Origin of the sequence: Endozoicomonas sp. ALD040 (assembly GCF_049275945.1) — a bacterium.
Classification (GTDB): Bacteria; Pseudomonadota; Gammaproteobacteria; order Pseudomonadales; family Endozoicomonadaceae; genus Endozoicomonas_A.
Map to the genome: position 1 here is coordinate 354,149 of NZ_CP184829.1, position 20,531 is coordinate 374,679.

At 48.9% G+C, this 20,531-nt stretch carries 17 protein-coding genes; 12 read left to right on the forward strand and 5 right to left on the reverse strand.

Annotated features, from left to right (window positions below; all coding sequences use genetic code 11):
- Nucleotides 1-24: 24 nt before the first annotated feature.
- The gene (locus ACOJUN_RS01060; RefSeq protein ID WP_422134834.1) at nt 25-1,797 is read right to left on the reverse strand and encodes a tetratricopeptide repeat protein; all 1,773 of its coding nucleotides are present in this window, start codon (nt 1,795-1,797) and stop codon (nt 25-27) included.
- Nucleotides 1,798-2,546: 749 nt separating this feature from the next.
- On the opposite strand from ACOJUN_RS01060, the gene hemA reads away from it, so the two are divergent.
- The 4 genes from hemA (at nt 2,547) to hemH (ending at nt 7,063) form a co-directional block, all read left to right on the forward strand.
- A complete protein-coding gene (gene hemA, locus ACOJUN_RS01065; protein ID WP_422134835.1) occupies nt 2,547-3,833 on the forward strand; it encodes a glutamyl-tRNA reductase in 1,287 nt (428 codons plus the stop codon).
- Between the two features lie 98 nt (nt 3,834-3,931).
- Nucleotides 3,932-5,023, forward strand: a complete 1,092-nt coding sequence (gene prfA / locus ACOJUN_RS01070; RefSeq protein WP_422134836.1) for a peptide chain release factor 1 — start codon at nt 3,932-3,934, stop codon at nt 5,021-5,023.
- Nucleotides 5,016-5,885 carry a peptide chain release factor N(5)-glutamine methyltransferase gene (gene prmC, locus ACOJUN_RS01075; protein WP_422134837.1) on the forward strand — a complete coding sequence of 290 codons (870 nt, stop codon included), beginning with the start codon at nt 5,016-5,018 and terminating at the stop codon, nt 5,883-5,885. The genes prfA and prmC overlap by 8 nt, the downstream gene beginning before the upstream one ends.
- A gap of 155 nt (nt 5,886-6,040) precedes the next feature.
- Nucleotides 6,041-7,063, forward strand: a complete 1,023-nt coding sequence (gene hemH, locus ACOJUN_RS01080; RefSeq protein WP_422134838.1) for a ferrochelatase — start codon at nt 6,041-6,043, stop codon at nt 7,061-7,063.
- 40 nt (nt 7,064-7,103) lie between these two features.
- Here hemH and ACOJUN_RS01085 read toward each other — a convergent pair whose 3' ends face one another.
- The 3 genes from ACOJUN_RS01085 to ACOJUN_RS01095 form a co-directional block, all read right to left on the reverse strand.
- A complete protein-coding gene (locus ACOJUN_RS01085) occupies nt 7,104-8,114 on the reverse strand; it encodes a hypothetical protein (protein ID WP_422134839.1) in 1,011 nt (336 codons plus the stop codon).
- Between the two features lie 500 nt (nt 8,115-8,614).
- The gene (locus ACOJUN_RS01090) at nt 8,615-9,313 is read right to left on the reverse strand and encodes a hypothetical protein (protein ID WP_422134840.1); all 699 of its coding nucleotides are present in this window, start codon (nt 9,311-9,313) and stop codon (nt 8,615-8,617) included.
- Between the two features lie 244 nt (nt 9,314-9,557).
- The gene (locus tag ACOJUN_RS01095; RefSeq protein ID WP_422134841.1) at nt 9,558-10,127 is read right to left on the reverse strand and encodes a YajG family lipoprotein; all 570 of its coding nucleotides are present in this window, start codon (nt 10,125-10,127) and stop codon (nt 9,558-9,560) included.
- Between the two features lie 185 nt (nt 10,128-10,312).
- Here ACOJUN_RS01095 and ACOJUN_RS01100 point away from each other — a divergent pair, with 185 nt between their 5' ends.
- From ACOJUN_RS01100 to rimI, 4 genes are all read left to right on the forward strand, one after another.
- Nucleotides 10,313-10,462 carry a hypothetical protein gene (locus tag ACOJUN_RS01100; RefSeq protein WP_422134842.1) on the forward strand — a complete coding sequence of 50 codons (150 nt, stop codon included), beginning with the start codon at nt 10,313-10,315 and terminating at the stop codon, nt 10,460-10,462.
- A gap of 234 nt (nt 10,463-10,696) precedes the next feature.
- Nucleotides 10,697-12,244: a 2-isopropylmalate synthase gene (locus ACOJUN_RS01105; RefSeq protein ID WP_422134843.1), complete on the forward strand. Its 1,548-nt coding sequence runs from the start codon at nt 10,697-10,699 to the stop codon at nt 12,242-12,244.
- Between the two features lie 5 nt (nt 12,245-12,249).
- A complete protein-coding gene (locus tag ACOJUN_RS01110) occupies nt 12,250-13,071 on the forward strand; it encodes a hypothetical protein (protein WP_422134844.1) in 822 nt (273 codons plus the stop codon).
- A 93-nt stretch (nt 13,072-13,164) separates the two neighbouring features.
- Nucleotides 13,165-13,620, forward strand: a complete 456-nt coding sequence (gene rimI / locus ACOJUN_RS01115; protein WP_422134845.1) for a ribosomal protein S18-alanine N-acetyltransferase — start codon at nt 13,165-13,167, stop codon at nt 13,618-13,620.
- Here the strand turns inward: rimI and ACOJUN_RS01120 are convergent.
- Entirely contained in the window at nt 13,610-14,971 is a 1,362-nt protein-coding gene (locus tag ACOJUN_RS01120) for an RICIN domain-containing protein (RefSeq protein WP_422134846.1), read from the reverse strand. The genes rimI and ACOJUN_RS01120 overlap by 11 nt on opposite strands.
- Nucleotides 14,972-15,261: 290 nt before the next feature.
- On the opposite strand from ACOJUN_RS01120, the gene ACOJUN_RS01125 reads away from it, so the two are divergent.
- The 4 genes from ACOJUN_RS01125 to ACOJUN_RS01140 all read left to right on the forward strand — a co-directional run bounded on the left by ACOJUN_RS01125 (nt 15,262) and on the right by ACOJUN_RS01140 (nt 20,509).
- The gene (locus ACOJUN_RS01125) at nt 15,262-16,272 is read left to right on the forward strand and encodes a hypothetical protein (protein ID WP_422134847.1); all 1,011 of its coding nucleotides are present in this window, start codon (nt 15,262-15,264) and stop codon (nt 16,270-16,272) included.
- A 483-nt stretch (nt 16,273-16,755) separates the two neighbouring features.
- Nucleotides 16,756-18,048, forward strand: coding sequence for an NCS2 family permease (locus tag ACOJUN_RS01130; RefSeq protein WP_422134848.1), 1,293 nt, complete (start codon nt 16,756-16,758; stop codon nt 18,046-18,048).
- A gap of 74 nt (nt 18,049-18,122) precedes the next feature.
- A complete protein-coding gene (trmA, locus tag ACOJUN_RS01135; RefSeq protein WP_422134849.1) occupies nt 18,123-19,208 on the forward strand; it encodes a tRNA (uridine(54)-C5)-methyltransferase TrmA in 1,086 nt (361 codons plus the stop codon).
- Nucleotides 19,209-19,333: 125 nt separating this feature from the next.
- On the forward strand, nt 19,334-20,509 hold the full coding sequence (locus ACOJUN_RS01140; protein ID WP_422134850.1) for a hypothetical protein: 1,176 nt from the start codon (nt 19,334-19,336) through the stop codon (nt 20,507-20,509).
- Nucleotides 20,510-20,531: the final 22 nt, after the last annotated feature.

Below are 20,531 nucleotides of genomic sequence, written 5' to 3' on the forward strand. Positions count from 1 at the left end.
GTTATGATAGATAATCCAGCAGGCTTACTTGACGATGGAAACCTTGGGGTCCGCTAAAGCATCGGCCTCTTTATGCTGCTTTTCCAATCGCTCTCGGGTCTCTTTCAGAACGTCACTGTCTGGAGTCATCTGCAAAGCCTCGTCCCACAAAGCTCGTGCATCTTCTTTCCGCCCAAGGGCCCAAAGCACCTCGCCCAGATGAGCCGCTACCTCATGATCGGGATACTTATCATAGGCGTTTTTGAGATAAACAAGAGCAGCCTGATAGTTACCCAGACGATATTGTACCCAACCCATGCTGTCCATAATGGCAGGATCATCTTCATCCAGGACATAGGCCTTCTCGATCAACTCTCTTGCCTCTTCAAAGCGATCAGTACGATCCGCCAGGGTGTAGCCAAGCGCATTCAGAGCGGCCGCATTTTCGGGCTGAAACTTGATAATGGCACGCAGATCTGACTCAAGATCCTTGATTCTTCCCATTTTCTCAAACACCATGGCCCGACCATAGAGCAGGTTAACATTCTCGGGGTAGCGCAATACGGCGCCTGAAAACAGCTTCAGAGCATCGTCAAGTTCTCCGGCATTCACCAGAATTTCTGTCTCGAGCAAATAAAGCTGAACAGCATGTACCGGGAATCGGTTGCGGTCTTCTTCCAATTGCTGTCGGGCCTCTGCCATTTTACCCTGCTTGAGCAGCATCTGGATAAGCGCGACCCGTGACATCATGAACTCCTTACCTGGCATCACGTTCAGAAAAGACTTCCGGGCCTGTTCATAATGCCCTTTCTGTTCTGATATCCATCCCAGATAATAATGAGCGGTACTTTTTCTCTGTCCCAGAGCCAATAGCTGTTTAAAATAGCTTTCAGACTCTGCCACCATCCCGCTCTCAAGTGAAATCAGAGCCAGAGACAACAACATCTCAACATCGAAGGGTGACTGATTCAGGAGCACCTGAAACTGTTCGCGAGCCTCGCCAAGCTTATCCAGATGCACCAGTACACTGGCATAAATCAGACGCAGACGAGGAATATCCGGATACTTTTTGACGGCATCAGCCAGCATTTTCTCAGCCTCATCACCTTTGTCCATCTTATTGAGGATGCGACCCTTGAGTATGATAGCCTTGACGTAGTCCGGCTCCTTAGCAAGAAGCTGATCACAGATCTTGATCGCTGCTTGCAACTGATTATCCTGAAGCAACAAAATGGCCTTACCCAGCTTCAGCGACCGATGACCGGGATAATCCTTAAGAATGCTGTCAAAGGTGCTCAGCAATTGCACCCTTTCATCTTCAGGAAGCTCCAGGGCACTGGCTGCGAGGAAATCAAAATTAGCCTCACCTTCCAAAGCCAGAACGTCTCTCATCTGCTCAACGGCTCGATCCAGTTGACCCGCCCTGATCAGTTCAATAGCACCAGCTTGCAATGCGGCAGCATTTTTATCATCCAGCTTGGCCCAGAGTAACGCCGCATCCAGAGATGCCTGGCGAGCCCCAACCACCTGACTGATTTGATAGGCCCGTTTGGCAACCCCCTTGTCCTGCGTCTTATGAGCCTGTTTGAGATAATATCCCAGCGCCAGATCATAACGCTTACGCTGCCCGCCCAATTCGGCCACGAGCAGATCGTAAAGGGTATCAGGTTCAAAAGAAGCTACCGGCTCTTGCGGCTCGTGACTGACCTGGGCAGGAACCGATTCAGCCGCCCCGGGCTGCCATGAATATTGAACTGAAGAACAACCTGATACCAGCATGGCTGTCAGCACTATAGAGAAACTATTAAGTTTCTTCATGAATGGTATGCCTTTACCCGTTGGAAATAATTTCTGCACTGAACTCTGCAGTCCCGGATGGATCAGCTTTGAACTGTGGCCTTCTTTATCATGACATACGCAAATTATTGTGAAAAACATTTTACTACAGAGCCTGCAAAGAAAGGCCGGACAAAATATTTCTCTTTTTCTATGGGTATGACTGGATACATCCGGGTTTGCAGTTGTTGCCGTTCCATAGGAGAATTGATCGGCCAGAATGTCCATAACGAAAGAAGGTGCTGTTAAAACAGAGTGAAGATCAAGATTCTTCGCTGACCTGAGCGTGTCACTGTTTGCTGACTGTAGTACTTAAACAGCACCGGGGCCTCGCACTGAACGAAGATCTGACAACAAACTGCGAATTATCAGGTGTTAAAAATCTGCCTGGCATGACAGGGATTCCCTCAGCTTCCATTGAAACAACTTGTATTGAGACAACCATGGACAGACAAAAAGTCAAACCAGTTACCCGAATGTCTGGAACAGAAGTTTCGATCTGCTTCGGGCAACATAATTAAGGGCACAGGCATCAGTCTGCTGTCCAGTGTTGTAGAATACTGTACGGTCAATAATAGCAGTGGCTCTCAAATAGACAGCCCAATCTTTCGTCAAAAGGCACGGAGACTGGATTAGATAAATGAACCTCCAGAGTAAAAAGACAGCCCTGAGTACCTCGCCAGTGGGTTACTTGTGGCTGGCTAGAGCGTAAGAAAAGGCAACAGGACTTTATGGGGTATCTTACCGCCGGTATCAATCACAGAACTGCACCCATCGCACTCAGGGAGCAGGTTGCTTTTTCACCTGAGCAACTGCCCGAGGCGCTACAGGATGCCCGTCATTTCATGCACACCAATGAAGTGGCCATTCTGTCCACCTGTAACCGGACAGAACTTTACTGTGCCAGCAACGCCGATTATCACAGAGCGCTTGAATGGTTGACAGGGTATCACAACCTGGATCAGAAGCTGCTTAGCGAGCACAGTTATATTCATCACGATAAAGCCGCTGTTCGCCATATAATGAGAGTGGCATGCGGCCTTGACTCCATGGTTCTCGGTGAACCCCAGATTCTCGGTCAGCTGAAGTCAGCCTACGCCCAGGCCCAGGAAGCCGGTACTATTGGCTCGCTGCTTTCCAGACTGTTCCAGTACTGCTTTACTACCGCCAAACAAGTTCGAACCAATACCGCTATTGGTAGACAGCCTGTTTCCATCGCTTATGCAGCCACGACACTGGCCAGGCAGATCTTTGCCGACCTTTCTGAAAACACCGCTTTACTGATTGGTGCCGGTGAAACCATTGAACTGGTGGCCAGACACCTTCATCAACAAGGCCTCAAAGACATCTTTGTCGCTAACCGGACCATGAGCCGGGCGAAACTGCTGGCCGACAAATTTGACGGCAAGCCGGCCCTGCTTTCAGATATTCCTCACTTGTTGCCAGCCGCTGATATTGTCGTCTCCTCAACGGCCAGCCCGGTTCCCGTTCTGGGTAAAGGCAGTGTTGAAAGAGCGATTAAAAAACGCAAACACCGCCCCATATTTATGGTGGATATCGCTGTTCCCCGGGATATCGAACCCGAGGTCACTGAGCTACCAGACATCTTCCTGTATACCGTCGACGACCTGCATGACGTTATTCAGGACAATATGCAACAGCGACAGGATGCTGCAAAAGAAGCTGAGCTGCTGATCGAAACCGGTGCTTTTGAGTTCATGAGCCAACTGCGCTCACTGGATGCAGTGAATGTGCTGAGGAGCTATCGAAAAAATACCGAGGAACTCAGAGATTTTGAGCTTGAAAAAGCCATGCTTTCTCTGGCCAATGGTGTTCCGGCGGAACAGGTTCTGACTCAATTTGCACGTTCACTGACCAACAAGCTCATGCATACCCCCAGCGTGCAATTGAAAAAAGCCGCTGCAGAAGGTCAGAACAACCGACTGGAATGGGCTGAAGAACTGCTGGGCATTCATCGCCGTTATGAAGACCGCGCTAAAGAGCCGAGCCACTCCTAGCTGTGCCAGCCATTACCGGCTGAAATTCAGCCAGAAGCCACCGGATACCTGTATAACCCATCAGGTTCACACCTGAAACAAGCATTGATTAAATCCAAATGAAAGATCCCAATCTGGACAGTCTGAGCGCCAAGCTTGAAAACCTGCTGGAACGCTTTGAGGAACTCGGTGCTTTACTGAGTGACCCACAAGTCATCGGTAACCAGGACCAGTTCCGCAGACTCTCCAAGGAATACGCTGAACTTGAACCCGTCGTCAATGCCTACCGGGATTACGACCAGATTCAGAGAGATCTGGAAGACGCCCGGGCCATGAAAGACGACCCGGAAATGGCTGATCTGGCTGAGGAAGAGATTCAGAGCTGCGAAGAAAAGCTGCCAGCCCTGGCTCAGGAGCTGCAACTACTGCTCTTACCCAAAGACCCCAGGGACAACAACAATACTTTCCTGGAAATTCGTGCCGGTACTGGTGGTGACGAGGCTGCTATTTTCGCGGGAGACCTGTTCCGGATGTATTCCCGCTTCGCTGAAAAACGTGGCTGGAAAATCGAAGTCATCAGTGCCAATGACGGTGAACACGGTGGCTATAAGGAGATTATTTCCCGCGTGGTCGGCAATAATGTTTTTGGTCATCTGAAGTTTGAATCCGGTGCCCATCGGGTCCAGCGTGTGCCTGAAACAGAATCCCAGGGGCGTATACACACATCAGCCTGTACTGTCGCCATCATGGCAGAACCTGATGAGCAGGAAGCCATCGAGATCAAAAAGGAAGATCTTAGAGTCGACACCTACCGTTCATCGGGTGCCGGTGGTCAGCATGTAAACACCACCGACTCGGCCATTCGACTGACCCACCTGCCTACCGGTATTGTGGTTGAATGTCAGGACGAACGTTCACAACACAAGAACCGGGCCAAGGCCATGGCTCTGCTTTCTGCAAAACTACAGGATGCTCAGGAGATGGCTGCCGCCAAAGAGATCAGCGAAACCCGTAAAAGTCTGGTGGGCAGTGGCGATCGCTCCGAACGTATCAGAACCTATAACTACCCTCAGGGGCGGGTCACTGATCATCGCATCAACCTGACACTTTATAAATTGCCAGAAATTATCGAGGGCGACCTCGACCCTGTGATTAACCCCCTCCTTCAGCAACATCAGGCGGACCTGTTGACAGGATTGTCCGATGAGTAGACTAATGAGCAGGATTGATCAGACCCTCAGTGAGGCCACTCAACGCCTCACTGATAGTCATACAGCCAGAAAAGAACAAAGCGACACGGCCCGTCTTGATGCCGAAGTTCTGCTCTGCCATGTATTGGGCAAACCATACAGCTACCTTTTCACCTGGCCCGAAAGAGAGCTGACGCCCGAACAGGCTGAACAGTTTGAGTCCATGCTGGCACAACGGATACTGGGAACCCCTGTCGCTTATATAACGGGTGAGAAAGAGTTCTGGAGTCTGAAGCTTAACGTTTCACCCTCCGTACTGATTCCCAGACCCGACACTGAAAGGCTGGTTGAGCTCGCCTTGTCTATGCCCGTTTCGGACCAGGCAACCGTTGCCGACCTTGGCACAGGCAGCGGTGCCATTGCTCTGGCAATGGCTATCGAGAGGCCACACTGGCAAGTGATTGGCGTTGACAGACTGTCCGGGCCAGTCGCCATCGCCAAAGAAAATGCCGCCCTGAACCAGATAGGCAATGTAACCTTTGTAGAAGGTGACTGGTGCTCACCCTTATCCGACCCATTGGACATGATTGTCAGCAACCCGCCGTACATTCGTGAAGACGATGAGCACCTTGCTCAGGGGGATGTACAGTTTGAACCCCGATCAGCATTGACTGCAGGCAAAGACGGTCTTGATGATATACGCACCATCAGCCGACAAGCCTTCGGGAAGCTGAAACCGGGTGGCTGGTTGTTGTTTGAGCACGGTTATGATCAGGGCAGTGATATCCGGATCATTCTGGAGTCCAATGGCTTTACCGCCATTAGCACACAACAAGACCTGTCTGGTCAGGACCGTGTCACCCTGGCGCAAAAAACCGCCTGAACTGGAGCCTGATAGCTGCATTTCCCCTATGCTTACGTTTGGTTATACTCCTCTGCTCTTAGCTGAAGCAGTAAACCCTTAAACAGTCGTGTGCGATAGAGGATATTTTTCGCATCTGACAATCAAAGATTTCACAAGGTAGGCAGGAAGTAGGGATGGAAAATACCGGAGCATTGCTGGTTAATCTGGGTTCGCCCGATAGTCCGCATGAACAAGATGTACGACACTATCTGAATGAATTTCTGATGGATGCTAATGTCATCGATATGCCCTGGCTCGTAAGACGCATGATTGTCAGTCTGTTTGTCCTGCCCAAAAGACCGGCTCAATCCGCCAGAGCCTACGCCTCTGTCTGGACTGAGAAGGGCTCACCTCTAATCAGCAACAGTAAAGACCTTCATGAAGAAGTCCAGAAGCTCACTTCCATGCCAGTAGAGTTAGCCATGCGTTATGGCAGGCCAGACATGGAGAGCGCTCTGGTCAGACTGGCAAGCAAGCCGGAGATCAAGGAAGTTCTGCTGTTCCCTCTCTACCCTCACTACGCCATGTCAACCGTCAAGACAGTGGTAGAGAAAGCTGAAGAAATCATCAAAGACTACAAACTGCCGGTGACATTGAAAGTTCACCCCGTGTTTTATAATCACGATGCCTACATTGAGGCACTGGTAGAAAGTGCAAAAGAGTATCTGGAAAAAGATTATGATCACATTGTGTTCAGTTATCACGGTGTTCCGGAAAGACACATCCGTAAGGATGACTGCACAGGTTCCCACTGCCTGAAATCCGAGGACTGTTGTCAGAAAGCATCACCTGCTCACCTTACCTGCTATCGACATCAGGTTTACAGAACCACCGCCTGCTTTGTCGAGAAAGCCGACATCCCGGTGGACAAATACTCCGTCGCCTTCCAATCAAAACTGGGGCGGGACAAATGGTTGGAACCGGCCACCAGCAGTACCATTAAATCACTGGCAGAACAGGGCATCAAAAAGGTTCTGGTCATCTGCCCGGCATTCGTGGCTGACTGTCTGGAAACCCTTGAAGAGATTGGCATGGAAGCGAAAGAGGACTTTATTGCAGCTGGCGGTGTATCCCTGGAACTCATTCCCTGCCTGAACAGCCACCCTGCCTGGACGAAGCTGGTCAGTCAATGGCTAGAGAAACCGCTCCATAATTGATCACGGGATGAGCCCGACACGCTTTCTCAGGTGCCTGCGCCTACTGCGCGGCATCTGGCTTTTGCCATATGTTATACAATAGAACTGGCCAACTGAGAATGCGATCAATGATTACCGGCGTTAGAAGAATTATTGTTTTTAGAACATAGTTATTATGCTTGATTCCTGCATATGAGCTTCCAACAATAACAGGCATAGCTAATATCACCATTTTTGAGATATCGCTTATGTCTAATTGTTTACTCTGATTCCCATAATATCTAACAGTAACGGATAGGAAAGATGCCAGAGCATTACTGTCTGAAAAAATATAAAACAGTCTGTTTTTTGTTCCCTGATAAAGTAACATTGCAGCCAGAGAGATGATAATAAACTCATTTTCATTTGATTTTAGATGATCAGCTCCAAACTCGTTATAGACCGACACACGTTCACTTAATGATGCAGCCAGCGAAATACAACTAAGGAGACCACCTCGAAAAAGATAAAGGCCTTCACTCATATCGAATTCGTCAATTATGCTCTTTAATTCAACAGGCTCTGGCCGTAAACAACCCATAAATTTTTCAGGTGCATTGGCCGCATATACAATCGCACCATGTCTATCTCGGGTAATATATCTCCTGATGGATTCTAAATCATTAATTCCAATATCTTGTTCATAAACAACACCCTTAGATGCGGTAAGCTTTATTTTGTGCACGTATTCTGACGGACTGGTATAAAAAGCTAAAGACAGTGGAGCTTCAGCCAATGCACTTATCAATTGAACAGCAAAAACACTGTAGCAACCCTCTGCTTTGTTTATTTCTTTCGTTTTTACTTCAGTTGATAAAAAAAACATCGCTATGACAAAAAATAAATTGTGCACTAAGTCAGCCCCACAACAAGTGATCATTTCATTTGGACTGATCAGAGTAGCCTGTGTACCCAAAAAATCCAGAAAACAGCCTTGGGTAGCCAATGACTTTGGCGTTTGCCGACAGATGCATGAGAGTTTTTCTGCTTTGGTGACACTCCCCGCCTTGTCAGGCGAGGCTTCTGACTTCACGGGCTACAGCCAGCCTATAGCGACTGGACTTACACAGAAGCCTCCATCAGCAGTAACCGGGTGCCCCTCGGTTATTTTGTTGGTCTTTTGTTTGATTTGTTGAGTATCTATACGGTTCCAGTCGATGCGTTGCAATAACGACTTTCGAAAGTCTTCTAGCCCAACAAGCAGTTAACTCTGCTACGGATTTTTTTTTAACAGTGCTTGGTTTTCGTCACCGTGAGTCCCTGCATAGGGACAGACCGATAGAGAATATAGCCAGCTACGTACAAACACGCAAGCGGAACGCTCTGCGTTCCCGTCTTATATCCCCGCCCGATTGAGAGTGTCGCAAAAGGGTATGGTCAGCAGGATATATCAAGATCGTCGTTCCCGCGCAGGCGGGAACCCACCACGAACAGTGGATCTCCGCCTTCGCGGAGATGACGGTTTGAAGCTTGAAGCGTTTTAATTGACCTTTTGCGACACCCTCGATTGGGCGAGGGTTTACGACGATTTTGCTAACTGGCGCTGCCCGGGATTGCTATTTTGTGCAATTTATCAATGAATGCTCTCGGAAACAGGCCACTACTGATGCAGTCCTTAATGATAGGTGTCAGTGGTAAGCATTTATCACGGATCACATTTTTCATTTGCAAAAAACTATTCATAACTGAAAGATTCCAGGCGCCAACACTCTTTTTGACTGAAGGTAGAAGTTTAAAGTGATTTAACAGCTCCGGTTTACGTAAATAAACATCGAGTTTGATTTCAACATCCCCCAGAATTTCTTCCTTTTCAACTAAATATATTTCCTCGTCATTGCGATTGTAGTAAGGGAGGCTATACAGCTCTGCTTGCCAGGCATCCCAGTCCCATAGATCCGGTTCGGTAGGGTTTTGAAGGGTGCTATCAGCGCTACTGGTAACACTGGCAGCTGGTGAAAGTCGCGTATCTGTCAAACCAAAACGCTCTATCAAAAAGTTAGCCAGTTGTCTGGCAAATAGCTCTGGCCGACACTGGTGCTCCTCCGACTGAGTTGTGATCAGCCTGACAGTCTGCTCTTGAAGGGCTACCATGCGAGAATGAAACTGTGCCTGTTCTGCATTAATGGCTTGCACCGTGCTCTCATAGCTGGGCGGCTGGTCAGTGGCAGCAGTTTCTTGACGGAGCGGGGGCGCTGTTTGGCCAGCGCCGTTATCAGAACCAAATGTATACATAATCTGTTCTCCATTTAAACAGATTATCGTAAAGCCCATGGACTCTACGAAGATCATTGTTATTCGCAAAAATGTTGCCATTCAGGCTGCAATAGCGCCCGATTGAAAAACCTCTTCATGGTTGGACAATGATTACAGGGAAAAATTCCCTAAGGGACTGCTCCTCAAGGCGTTTTTTCTGCCTGTGAGAACATCAGATTTCAGGCTACCTGGTGTTCGATCGACAGGATTAAATGATAAAGACTCAGGCCTGTTTCAGAAAACCTCTCAACCTTGGGTCTGCCAAGGCTCTGCTCAGCACATCACTGAGCACTTTATCGATCAGCTCTTCGTTCTTTTCATCAGAGGGTGCCTTGGGTACACGCTCACTGATTTCGCTGGAGTAGACCCCCTCGAAACGCTGATCGCCTTTTACAACCCTGACCCGGACTTTTGCCTTCAGGTCCACCTGGGTGATGTAACTGCCCTCTGGTACCTTGTACTCCAGATCATCAAGATAAACCTGGAACTGGGATACATCTTCAGATTCAGTAACTGTCAGCCCCATCTCTCTCAGACCCAGCTCCACTGCCGAGCGAATAGCCAGAGTCAGGCGGTCATTGGTCGTAATGGCGTTGGTATTTGAATAAACCCCTCCACGATGACCAAGAGAGCGGGACAAGCGCTCATCATAGACGGTCACACTGACCGTTCCCTGCAATGGTTTAATTGGCTTTTCCACAGCAATTCTGGGGGTTACATCCACTTCCTGAGGGCTCAGGGCACAGCCGGCCAGGGCGAGAGCGGCCAATAAAATAAGTGACATTTTTTTCATGAGTCCGGCTATCCTGTGATGGGCGGGGCGCCCTTGGCGAAAGAAAATAGGGTCGACACAAATCCTATCCAGTCTCGAAAACCGGATCAACCGGCTTGGCAAAGCGACTTATAGAGGATATAGTGCATTCCACATAATCCATTAAACAATCTTACGCTGATTTCAGAACGCTGAGCGTGATTACAATGCCTATAGCGAACGATAAGCAACAGCCCGAAATCTTCCGGGACTCTGATAACGACACCAATGCGCAGGTAACAGCTGCCCGTGAGCCTGTGGTGCTCACTCCCAAGTCCATCTTTCGTCCTTCCCGCCTGCTACTCCTACTGCCTTGAGCAGACTATTTAATTTCACCTTCGACCCCGGCCGTCTGGCCCTCTGACCCCAAAGTCAGAAAAATGATTACATTTGTACGAATTCCGACTGACAAGTGCAGAAAATGCCGCCTGTTGCAAGCAGCATCTTCTATGTCGGCACTTTCAAAAATCCTTTTGCACAAATAGAACCTTTTGCACAAAAAGCGCGTCAAAAAACATTGAACTGATAAAAGAACAGCGGGAGCAGCAACCATGAGCAACGATCAGGTTATTATTTTCGACACCACCCTGAGAGACGGTGAACAGAGTCCCGGCGCTGCTATGACCGGGGATGAGAAGGTCCGGATTGCCAAATCTCTGGAAATACTCAAGGTGGACGTCATTGAGGCAGGCTTCGCCATTGCCAGCCCAGGCGATTTTGAAGCGGTCAAAAGCATCGCTGAAACCATTAAAGACAGCACTGTCTGCAGTCTTTCCAGGGCATTGCCCAAAGATATTGAAGCAGCAGCACAAGCTGTGCAACCAGCTGCTCAAGGTCGTATTCATACCTTTATTGCAACCTCTGCGCTGCACATGAAACACAAACTTTGTATGACGCCTGAGCAGGTGCTGGAACAGGCAGTGGCTTCGGTTAAGCTGGCCCGCAACCTCATTGACGATGTTGAGTTCTCTCTGGAAGACGCTGGACGATCTGACATCGACTTTATGTGCCGTATCATTGAAGCCGTTATCGATGCCGGTGCCCACACCATTAACATTCCGGACACGGTTGGCTACGCCCTGCCTCACCAATTCGGCAACGTGATTGCCCAGCTGATTGAGCGTGTTCCCAATTCAGACAAAGCCATCTTCTCGGTTCATTGCCACAACGACCTTGGGCTCGCAGTAGCCAACTCCCTGTCAGCCGTGGTTAACGGTGCTCGTCAGATTGAATGCACCATCAACGGCCTTGGAGAGAGGGCGGGTAATGCCTCTCTTGAAGAAATCGTTATGGCTATACGTACCCGCCAGGACGAACTCAAGGTCGAAACGGGCATCAACACTCAGCATATCGTTCCTACGTCCCGTCTGGTCTCCGGTATCACCGGCTTCCCGGTTCAGCCCAACAAGGCCATTGTCGGTGCTAATGCTTTTGCTCACGAATCCGGTATTCACCAGGATGGCATTCTGAAAAACCGCGAAACCTACGAAATCATGAAGGCTGAAGACGTTGGCTGGAACACTAACCGTCTGACCCTCGGTAAATTATCCGGCCGCAGCGCCTTTCAGTCCCGGATGGAAGAGCTGGGTATTACTTTTGCTGATCGTAACGAACTGACCGAAGCCTTTAACCGCTTCAAGGTGCTGGCTGACAAGAAATCTGAAATTTTCGATGACGACTTGCAGGCACTGGTCAGTGATGTTCGCTCCGCTAATGAAGAAGAGAAATACCGTCTGCTTGAGCTGGAAGCGGGCTCCAGTACCGGTAAAACACCAGAAGCACGTCTGGTTATTGCAGTAGACTCTGATGAGATTGAAGTACGCAGTGCAGGAGACGGTCCTGTTGATGCGGTCTTCAAGGCCATAGAAAGTATTGCTAATTCCGGTGCCCGTCTGGCATTGTATAATGTTAGCGCGATTACCAGCGGTACTGATTCACAGGGCGACGTCAGCGTACGTCTGGAGAAGCAGGGTCGCATTGTCAATGGCTCCGGAGCAGACACCGATATTGTGGTCGCTTCTGCCAAAGCCTACATCAATGCTTTGAACCTGCTGAATGCTGACCATCCAAAAACCAACCCACAGACAGGGAACCTCTAACAGTCATGCAAGGCAGGATCAGCGAGCAAACTCGGCAGCACTACCTCGATGCCATGGGTATCCAGACCTGGTTTCCCAGCCAAATCCTGCCTAATGCATTGCCCCCCAGGGCGTTTGACTTTCCAGAGGAAGAGCCGGTAGAAGCGTATAAGCCCGGACAATTAACTGTTTCTTCCCACCCATCTTCAGCTCCACTTTCTGAAGTTGCCACAGGTGCTTCTTCGGCAAAAGATTTGCTGGGCATATCCAGTCGTGTTGAAACGAAACAGGATCCGGAGCCAGCAACCTCTGTAGAACAGAACATTATTTCTGAACCCCGGCCAATAGAAATCAGCAAGTTCAGGCTGGTCACTCTGGCCGCCAACGAACACTGTCTGGTAGTCGCCGAAATGCCTCACTCCGGACTGAATCAATTTTCACGCTTTCACCTTCGATTACTCAGCGATATTCTTCGCGCTATTCAACTGCCTGCAGGGTCTGAAACTCTGCCTTTCAGTGAGTTCGTCTGGCCACTGGGCAATGCTGGCCTGATGGAGCACCTGAGCCAGGACGACTCCGCTGCTGCCGACGCAGTTTGCGCCTACCTCAGTAACCAGTTTGGCCTGGCCAGACGAAAAGTAGTTCTGCTCTTCGGTCAGGCAGCAGCCCGTTTTGTGATAGATCCAAGCCGACAGTTCAACGACCTGAGAGGTTTGCAGACGGGCCTTCACTCCAATCAATACTTCATTGTCACTCACGGTCTTAATGAGTTGATGAAACTTCCAGCCCTGAAGTCAGAAGTCTGGCAGGATATTTCACCGATAATCAGGGAGCTGACCCCTTCATAACCGCCTCATGAGCAGAAAATCGATTACGCTTAGCAGCCTGTGCTGATGCCAGACGCCCGATATTCCTCAGTTATCACGATAAAGAAAACTTATATGCTGTCATTCAGAACAATGACTCACCAGGATCTTCCGGAACTGGCGGCTATCGAGCAGGAAGCCGGACCTCATCCATGGAATCAAAAGCACTACATGAACAGTATCGACTCGGGTTATCTCTGCATGGTAGCCGAACACCAGGGTAGAATTGTTGCCCAGGGAGTCGTCATGCTGGCTGCAAGAGAAGCCAGCCTGCTGATTCTGACCGTCTCTCGCAGTGAGCAGGGCAGAGGCTATGGCACTGCCATGCTGAATCAACTCATCGATGCTTCAGCCAAATTGGCAGAAACCCTGTTTCTTGAAGTGCGCGAATCCAACAAAAAAGCCTTCAACCTCTATCTTAAATCTGGTTTCAGTGAAATTGGCCGCCGTAAAAACTACTACCCGGCAAACAAAGACCATAAGGCCGAGGATGCTATTGTTATGGCTCTGGATCTCAGCGTCAGGGAGTGACCGGACAGTCATCCAGCCAAACGCCAGTGACAGGATGTCTGCCACATCTGCCAAGTAGCCACTCGAAGTAGACTTTTAGCTCTTTTGGTTTCTTTTTCTTCTGTTCGTTCACTGTGATGGGCAACGTCAATGCCTCAGTGTATGAATAAGGATCAAGGCCCCCGTTCAACATAGTTCTCAGACGCCCTCTTTCCGGGGATGCAGGAGTCTTGCCACGGGCAAAATACCACTTTTGAGACGGACTTCCTCCGGGAAAGCAGGGTAATAGTGAAAAGCTTCCCGGCAGCCAGGTCAGGCAATATCGGTAACCTGCAGCACGATTAAAGATTCGCTTGGTTAACAAGTCATGGCGCCAAACCTGGCTGTTCTGGCTATCGCAAGTACCCAGTTCAATGGATGTCGATGAATAGCAGCTACTCATGTCAGGAGATTCGGACAAACAGCTTTCTGCGGCGCTAACACCAAGGCAAAGCCTCAGGTTCTGATTCACCAGCAGGATATCTTCTGTCAAACGCTCAGAGACCCAGAAAGCTCTCTCAGGCCGCTCTTCCCAGCTCAAAACAGGTGGGACTTTTTCTTCCTCAGGTTGCGCTTCTTCCGGCGGCATTATCTCTTCAGGTGGAAGGGGCTTTTCAGGTTTCGTTTCTTGCCCAGACACCTCTTTCTCTTCACCGGATTCGGGCCCCTGGTCATTTAGAGGTTCCCGCTCAAACTCACAGACGGTCTGTCCGGTATGCAGATTCTGATAGCAGCGCCGCTCTCCCATGTCCGTCTCAAGATACCGATAAAGCAAAGGTGCAGGATCCTCACTCTTATCAAGCAGCGCGATATATCCGTTCTCCTGTTGTCGATCAGTTGCGTTCGACAATCTGCCTTGCTCATCAAATAGCCAGATCTGGGCGCTGGTCGATTCTATACAGGGCAACATTGCCAGAGTGTCTATCATTCTGGATAGACAGATACTGGCAGCAAAGCCCTGATAATGGATCGTTTTTCTCTGGAAATCATAATACCATTTCTGGAATGGGCTATTGTCGTCGCAGGGTTTGATCACTGCCCGGTTTCCGGGATAACAGAGCCTTTTCTGCTCAGGGTTCTGATGCACACAGGTAGTAGACTCATCCCCTTCAACATCCAGCCCCAGGCAATAGGAAGCGCCCTCTTTCTGGAGGAAGAATTGATTGGCAAAATGTGCAACCGGCCGATGATCGTCTGAGACATCTGCCCCGGACAGGAGCGGAAAAAAAACGAAGAAAACAGATAAAAGAGTAAAAGCTCCGAAGAACAAAAATCCCCATAATGAAACAGGAACAACTACCAGTCCATTTTTGTAGTTCCACTTACCTGCCATCTCTGTCGCCACTCTATTTATTAATTATTTTGACATTAGCTGATTACCCTTCTTTGTCAAAATGCTAACTGCCGGTCAGAGCCACAAAACAGCCGCTTTTGCAGCCCGATAAAAAAGTGTAGTAACCCTCTGAGCTTCGGGATTTTCCTACTTTTCTTACCATTACAATGCCACCTCAGCCCGGTATCCCTTAAAACAGTTTTTGAATAGCGCACAATCCCCACTACACAGAAGGAAATCGGCAGGTATAATTGCGCGCCTGTCACCGTCAGTAGAAAGGTCATCCAGCGTTGATTATCTTCACCGTCACTAATAAAGTAACAAAACAAATTTTTGTAGGCTCCACTCGCAATGACCTTGAAAGCCAGTGGGAAAAAATGGTGGCAGCTGCACACCAGGATATGGACTACCCGCTTTACAGAGAAATCCGCATCCACGGCGAAGACGCATTTACCGTGGAGGAGTGGGATAGGGCCGAGTCCCGTGAGGAACTGGCTGAGCTCGAGCAGGACGCGATCGATTTCTTTGGTGCCCATAGCCTCAGAGGCTATAAGACCAGCACGGTAAAAATCCTGCCCAAAAAGAAGCGGCGCCAGCGCAAGTCCAACATTGAAAAAGAGCTGGCCTCCATTTTTGCAGAAATCAATGAAGGTGATTCCAATACACCTCCAAGCCTTGCCATGAAATCCGGCAATGCTGGCAATAAAGCGAATGATGACTCTGCTCAACAGTCAGAAGCCGGTTCGACTGCGCCTGCTCAGGCCGCTGAACACTCAGCTGCTGAGCCTGTGTCTGCGCCAGCTTTACCCAGCCCGACTCCAGACTCAACCGGGATCAAGGTTGTCCAGTCCGAAAAAGAAAAGCCAAAGCCTGAACCAACCCAGTCTGCGGGCTCCAGGGCCAATGCGATGGTTCAGTTGAGCAGCATTGAAATGAGCGATGACATCACAGCCCAGCTGGCTGCGATTACTGCCGCTGCCGACGCCTGCCTGGCCGGTGACAGCGACGCCCTGAGTCAACTGGATGTTCAGTCTGAACCTGCAGTTGAAGAAAGCTCTCAACCGCCAGAAACCACTGAGCCAGAGCCAGCAGCCATTGTTGAAACAGAGGTCGTTGCTGCTGACCCCATCTGCCCGAAAGAGCTTCGCATACGTGAGGCTATTGAACGCCACAGAAAACAACGCGCACAACGCAGTGCTGAAAGTCAGGAGAACGAAAGAAGAAAAATGGCCGAAACCCTGGCAAAACTCAATGCCAGAATTCAGGAAATGCAAACAGGGAAGCTGGCAGCAGTAGCCTGATCGCTACCAGAGTCGACTCTATTGGGGTCGACTCGGTTGTCATTTTTGAAACGGCAGCAGAGAATTCAATACGGTTTCTGCAAACTCGCCCGTAAAAATACCTGAAACACTTCAAAATATAGTGACAAGACTGGTCAAATTTGCGCCATATCGAATATCCGATATTCAGGGCAGGCACTATCAATTTAACCACAACTTCTGTGGATAACCCTGTTAATTGCTCACATCATCCTGAACTAACCCCGTCAGTCACGGGCCTTCCAGCAAAGTGGGCATTATTTGCTCACAAAAAATCCAGACTACCAGATATGGGGGTATAAAAGAAAACGAGCACAAGACAGCACTTTACCCACAAAGATCAACCTAAGAAATCTCCACCATAAACCGTGATTTATCGAAAAAATAACGATACCACTCCCATATTCTAACCGACCGTAAAAATCGTTATCATCGGGGGTTTTTACTCCCGAGTGAAACCTCAGCATGTTAGAACGGCTATTCAAACTGAAAGAACATCACACCGATGTTAAGACAGAAGTGCTGGCAGGCATTACTACATTCCTGACCATGGCTTACATTATTTTTGTAAACCCAAGCATGCTGGCCACCACCGGTATGGATCAGGGGGCCGTTTTTGTTGCTACCTGTCTGGCTGCTGCTATCGGCTGTATGATCATGGGCTTTTATGCTAATTACCCTATTGCTCTTGCTCCTGGTATGGGTCTCAATGCCTTCTTCGCCTTCACCGTTGTAGGTCAAATGGGTTATAGCTGGCAGGTAGCACTGGGGGCGGTTTTTCTTTCAGGTGTCTGCTTTTTCGCATTGAGTGTCTTCAAGATTCGTGAGTGGATTATCAACAGCATTCCTCTCTCTTTGCGAGGTGGTATTGCTGCGGGTATTGGGCTCTTCCTGGGCTTTATTGCTCTGCAGAATGCCGGCATTATCGTTGGCGACCCGGCCACACTGGTAACACTGGGAGATATGAATTCCTGGAGCGCCATTATGGCATCCATTGGCTTCGCCCTGATTGTGGCTCTTTACTACCGCAATGTCACCGGCTCAGTCATGATTGGCATTCTGGCCATCACCGTCATCAGCCTTGTAGTCGGCAAAGTAGAGATGAATGGTGTGTTTTCCATGCCTCCCAGCGTCGCCCCGACATTTCTGCAACTGGATATTGCCGGAGCATTGGAAGTCGGCATGATCAGCATTATTTTCTCTTTCCTGTTTGTTGACCTCTTTGATACCTCAGGCACATTGGTTGCCGTAGCGCAAAAAGGCGACCTGCTGGACAAAGATGGTAAATTCCCTCGCCTGGGCAGAGCTCTGATGGCAGATTCCATGGCCAGTATGGCAGGGGCTGGACTGGGTACTTCAACCACTACCAGTTATGTTGAAAGTACCGCCGGGATTTCAGTGGGTGGTCGCACAGGCCTGACCGCTGTGGTTGTTGGCATACTGTTCCTGGGATGCCTGTTCCTGTCGCCACTGGCAGCCGTAGTGCCTGCCTATGCAACCGCCCCTGCTCTGATCTTCATAGCCGTTTTGATGACTCACAGTATGTTCCAGATTGACTGGGACGATCTGACAGAAGCTGCTCCAGTGGTTATTGCAGCTGTTTCCATGCCTCTGAGTTACTCGATCACAACCGGTATTGCCTTTGGTTTTATCTCCTATACCGCCATCAAACTCCTGAGTGGTCGTGCAAAAGACCTTAATAGTGCACTGATTGTTCTATCTCTGCTGTTCACCGTTAAGCTGGTGATATTCAATTAATGAACTGAAAACCAGTTTTCATCTCTTCGAAAGCGGCCCATAATATGGGCCGTTTTTATTTATCGAAGAGCATCATGTCATTAGCCGTAGTAGAGCCTGAAAAGTACGAAGCCCAGCTGAGCGAGAAGGTAAGCCTTACCCGAGAAGAATTTAAGACTTTTGATGTTCCTGAACTGGAAGTTTTCAGATCCCGGCCTCAGCATTACAGAATGCGGGCAGAGTTTCGCATCTGGCATGAGCAAGAACGCAGCTACTACCGAATGTTTGACCCTGAGACCAGACAGCCTTTCAACGTCGACCAGTTTCCTGCAGGCACAAAGCGTATCAATGAATTAATGATGCCGCTGATGAGAGACATCGAGCAGCAGGAGGTCCTGCGAAAAAGGCTTTTCCAGCTGGAATTTCTGACAACCCAGACCGGTGAGGCTCTGATCAGTATGCTTTACCACAAACCGCTGAATGATGAGTGGAGGGCTTCGGCGGAGAAATTACAGTTTTCTCACAATATTCGCATCATCGGTCGTGCCAGAAAGCAGAAAATAGTCCTGGATCGGGATTACGTTGTCGAAACCCTTAATGTGTTGGGTAAAAACTACCAATACACTCAGGTCGAGAATAGTTTCACTCAACCCAACGCCGGAGTTAATGAGCATATGCTTGGCTGGGCCAGTGATGTCTGTAGTGGTCTGAAAGGGGATCTGCTCGAGCTTTATTGCGGAAACGGCAATTTCACTTGTGTCCTGGCCAATCACTTTGACAAAGTTTTGGCAACAGAGATATCCAAAACATCAGTGAACTCTGCTCATGACAACTTTGAGCTTAATGCCATCGAGAATGTTCAGATAGCCCGTTTATCCAGCGAAGAGTTCACTCAGGCAATGAATCGTGAGAGATTGTTCAGACGCTTGCAAGACATTGATCTGGACAGCTATGACGTATCCACCATCCTGGTAGATCCTCCCAGGGCTGGCCTTGATGAAGGCACTGAAGCCCTGGTTCAAAAGTTCGACAATATTGTCTACATTTCTTGTAACCCTGACACACTGAAGAAGAATCTGGAAAAGATCACCCTAACTCATAGTGTGCAACGTATAGCCCTTTTTGATCAGTTCCCTTATACCCATCATCGCGAAATGGGTGTATTCCTGATGCGAAAATAATTCCCTGAAAGGCCAAAAAGCAACCAGCTGCTGACCTTTCCTTAAACGGAATTCTGTACCAGACTGTTAGCCTCCCTGTTTCAAAAGCAGATAAAACCAGTAACGGGGATTCTAACGGAGACAGAATGAAAAACTATGCAGACTCTCTTTGTGCGCTGTTTGTTTGTTTCTTTATAAACATTTTCAGCTCCAATGCACTGGCAACAGAAAACATTGATCTTCTTTTGGTCGCTTATGATCAAGGGGAAAGTAATGCTTTTAAACAGCTTGAAAAAGCCCTGAAGAAGCGAGGTATTAACTACCGCATTTTATCGATTGGCAGGGCCGCAGAAATCTTCCGGAATCACCCGCTCAACCTTACCATTTCTGTACCTGATCCAGAGCAGCTCAGGAACAATCGGGAAACAGTCTGGCCCAAAAGCGCTCTCATTGAGTTATCGAAACGTATTAGGCCTAAGATCGTTTATTCCGGAATGGCCAGTGCTGTACAGGCCCAGATTCTCAATCATATGAAGCAAGGTGGCAGCTTCACTCTGGCTTTCTATGATAATTTTGATCCCATTACCAACAAGGAATATGTGCAGGCATTTCTGGAAACAATTCGAACGCTTGATGAATTCCATATTCCCACTTCTGCAACCGCAGTAAGCTTCAAAGATCTTGTATTTTGCCCCAATCCCCTCTACGTAGTAATTGGGCAACCGGCGCTTGAGGCTTGGGATGATATTTACCGACAAACGGATAACCGATCTGTCCGCCTTGAACTAAACATTGGTCCCAATGAGCCTGTTGCGGTATTCGCCGGGGGTTATGACGACACCTATGAAGAGTATTTCAGAATCTTTATTGAAGCCACCCGAAAGCTGCCGTCCGTGACCTTTCTGGTCACCCATCACCCTAAGACCAGTGGTGAGGTCGAGCGATGCTGGATTAAGGAAAGAGGTACCGGGAATGTTCGATTAGTGGAAAATAATCGCCATTCTACCGCTGCTCTCACAAAAATGTCTGTTGCTGTTATGGTCCATAAATCCTCTATTGGAACGATGGCACGCTATAAGGGAAAACCTGTTATTTACATTGCTGAACCAGGAACAGACAACTTTCTGATCCGCGAAAAGGCAGCCTTTCTGGCTTCTACTCCGGAAGAAGTGGTCAAAAAGTTTCAGTCTGCCATTGCCAGCGATAACCAGGTTCCCTCACTGGAGTCGCTGGGTATACCCGATCAGCCTTCATTGTCTATTGCCATCGAAATCGAGACTATTTTGGAGGATATGAGACGATCAGAGTCCGATACACTTTAACCAGCAGGATGATTATGGTTAA

Coding starts and splice junctions, on each gene's coding strand:
- ACOJUN_RS01060 (WP_422134834.1), bottom strand. CDS start 1,797: ATGAAGAAACTTAATAGTTTCTCTATAGTGCTGACAGCCATGCTGGTA.
- hemA (WP_422134835.1), top strand. CDS start 2,547: ATGGGGTATCTTACCGCCGGTATCAATCACAGAACTGCACCCATCGCA.
- prfA (WP_422134836.1), top strand. CDS start 3,932: ATGAAAGATCCCAATCTGGACAGTCTGAGCGCCAAGCTTGAAAACCTG.
- prmC (WP_422134837.1), top strand. CDS start 5,016: ATGAGTAGACTAATGAGCAGGATTGATCAGACCCTCAGTGAGGCCACT.
- hemH (WP_422134838.1), top strand. CDS start 6,041: ATGGAAAATACCGGAGCATTGCTGGTTAATCTGGGTTCGCCCGATAGT.
- ACOJUN_RS01090 (WP_422134840.1), bottom strand. CDS start 9,313: ATGTATACATTTGGTTCTGATAACGGCGCTGGCCAAACAGCGCCCCCG.
- ACOJUN_RS01095 (WP_422134841.1), bottom strand. CDS start 10,127: ATGAAAAAAATGTCACTTATTTTATTGGCCGCTCTCGCCCTGGCCGGC.
- ACOJUN_RS01100 (WP_422134842.1), top strand. CDS start 10,313: ATGCCTATAGCGAACGATAAGCAACAGCCCGAAATCTTCCGGGACTCT.
- ACOJUN_RS01105 (WP_422134843.1), top strand. CDS start 10,697: ATGAGCAACGATCAGGTTATTATTTTCGACACCACCCTGAGAGACGGT.
- ACOJUN_RS01110 (WP_422134844.1), top strand. CDS start 12,250: ATGCAAGGCAGGATCAGCGAGCAAACTCGGCAGCACTACCTCGATGCC.
- rimI (WP_422134845.1), top strand. CDS start 13,165: ATGCTGTCATTCAGAACAATGACTCACCAGGATCTTCCGGAACTGGCG.
- ACOJUN_RS01120 (WP_422134846.1), bottom strand. CDS start 14,971: ATGGCAGGTAAGTGGAACTACAAAAATGGACTGGTAGTTGTTCCTGTT.
- ACOJUN_RS01130 (WP_422134848.1), top strand. CDS start 16,756: ATGTTAGAACGGCTATTCAAACTGAAAGAACATCACACCGATGTTAAG.
- trmA (WP_422134849.1), top strand. CDS start 18,123: ATGTCATTAGCCGTAGTAGAGCCTGAAAAGTACGAAGCCCAGCTGAGC.
- ACOJUN_RS01140 (WP_422134850.1), top strand. CDS start 19,334: ATGAAAAACTATGCAGACTCTCTTTGTGCGCTGTTTGTTTGTTTCTTT.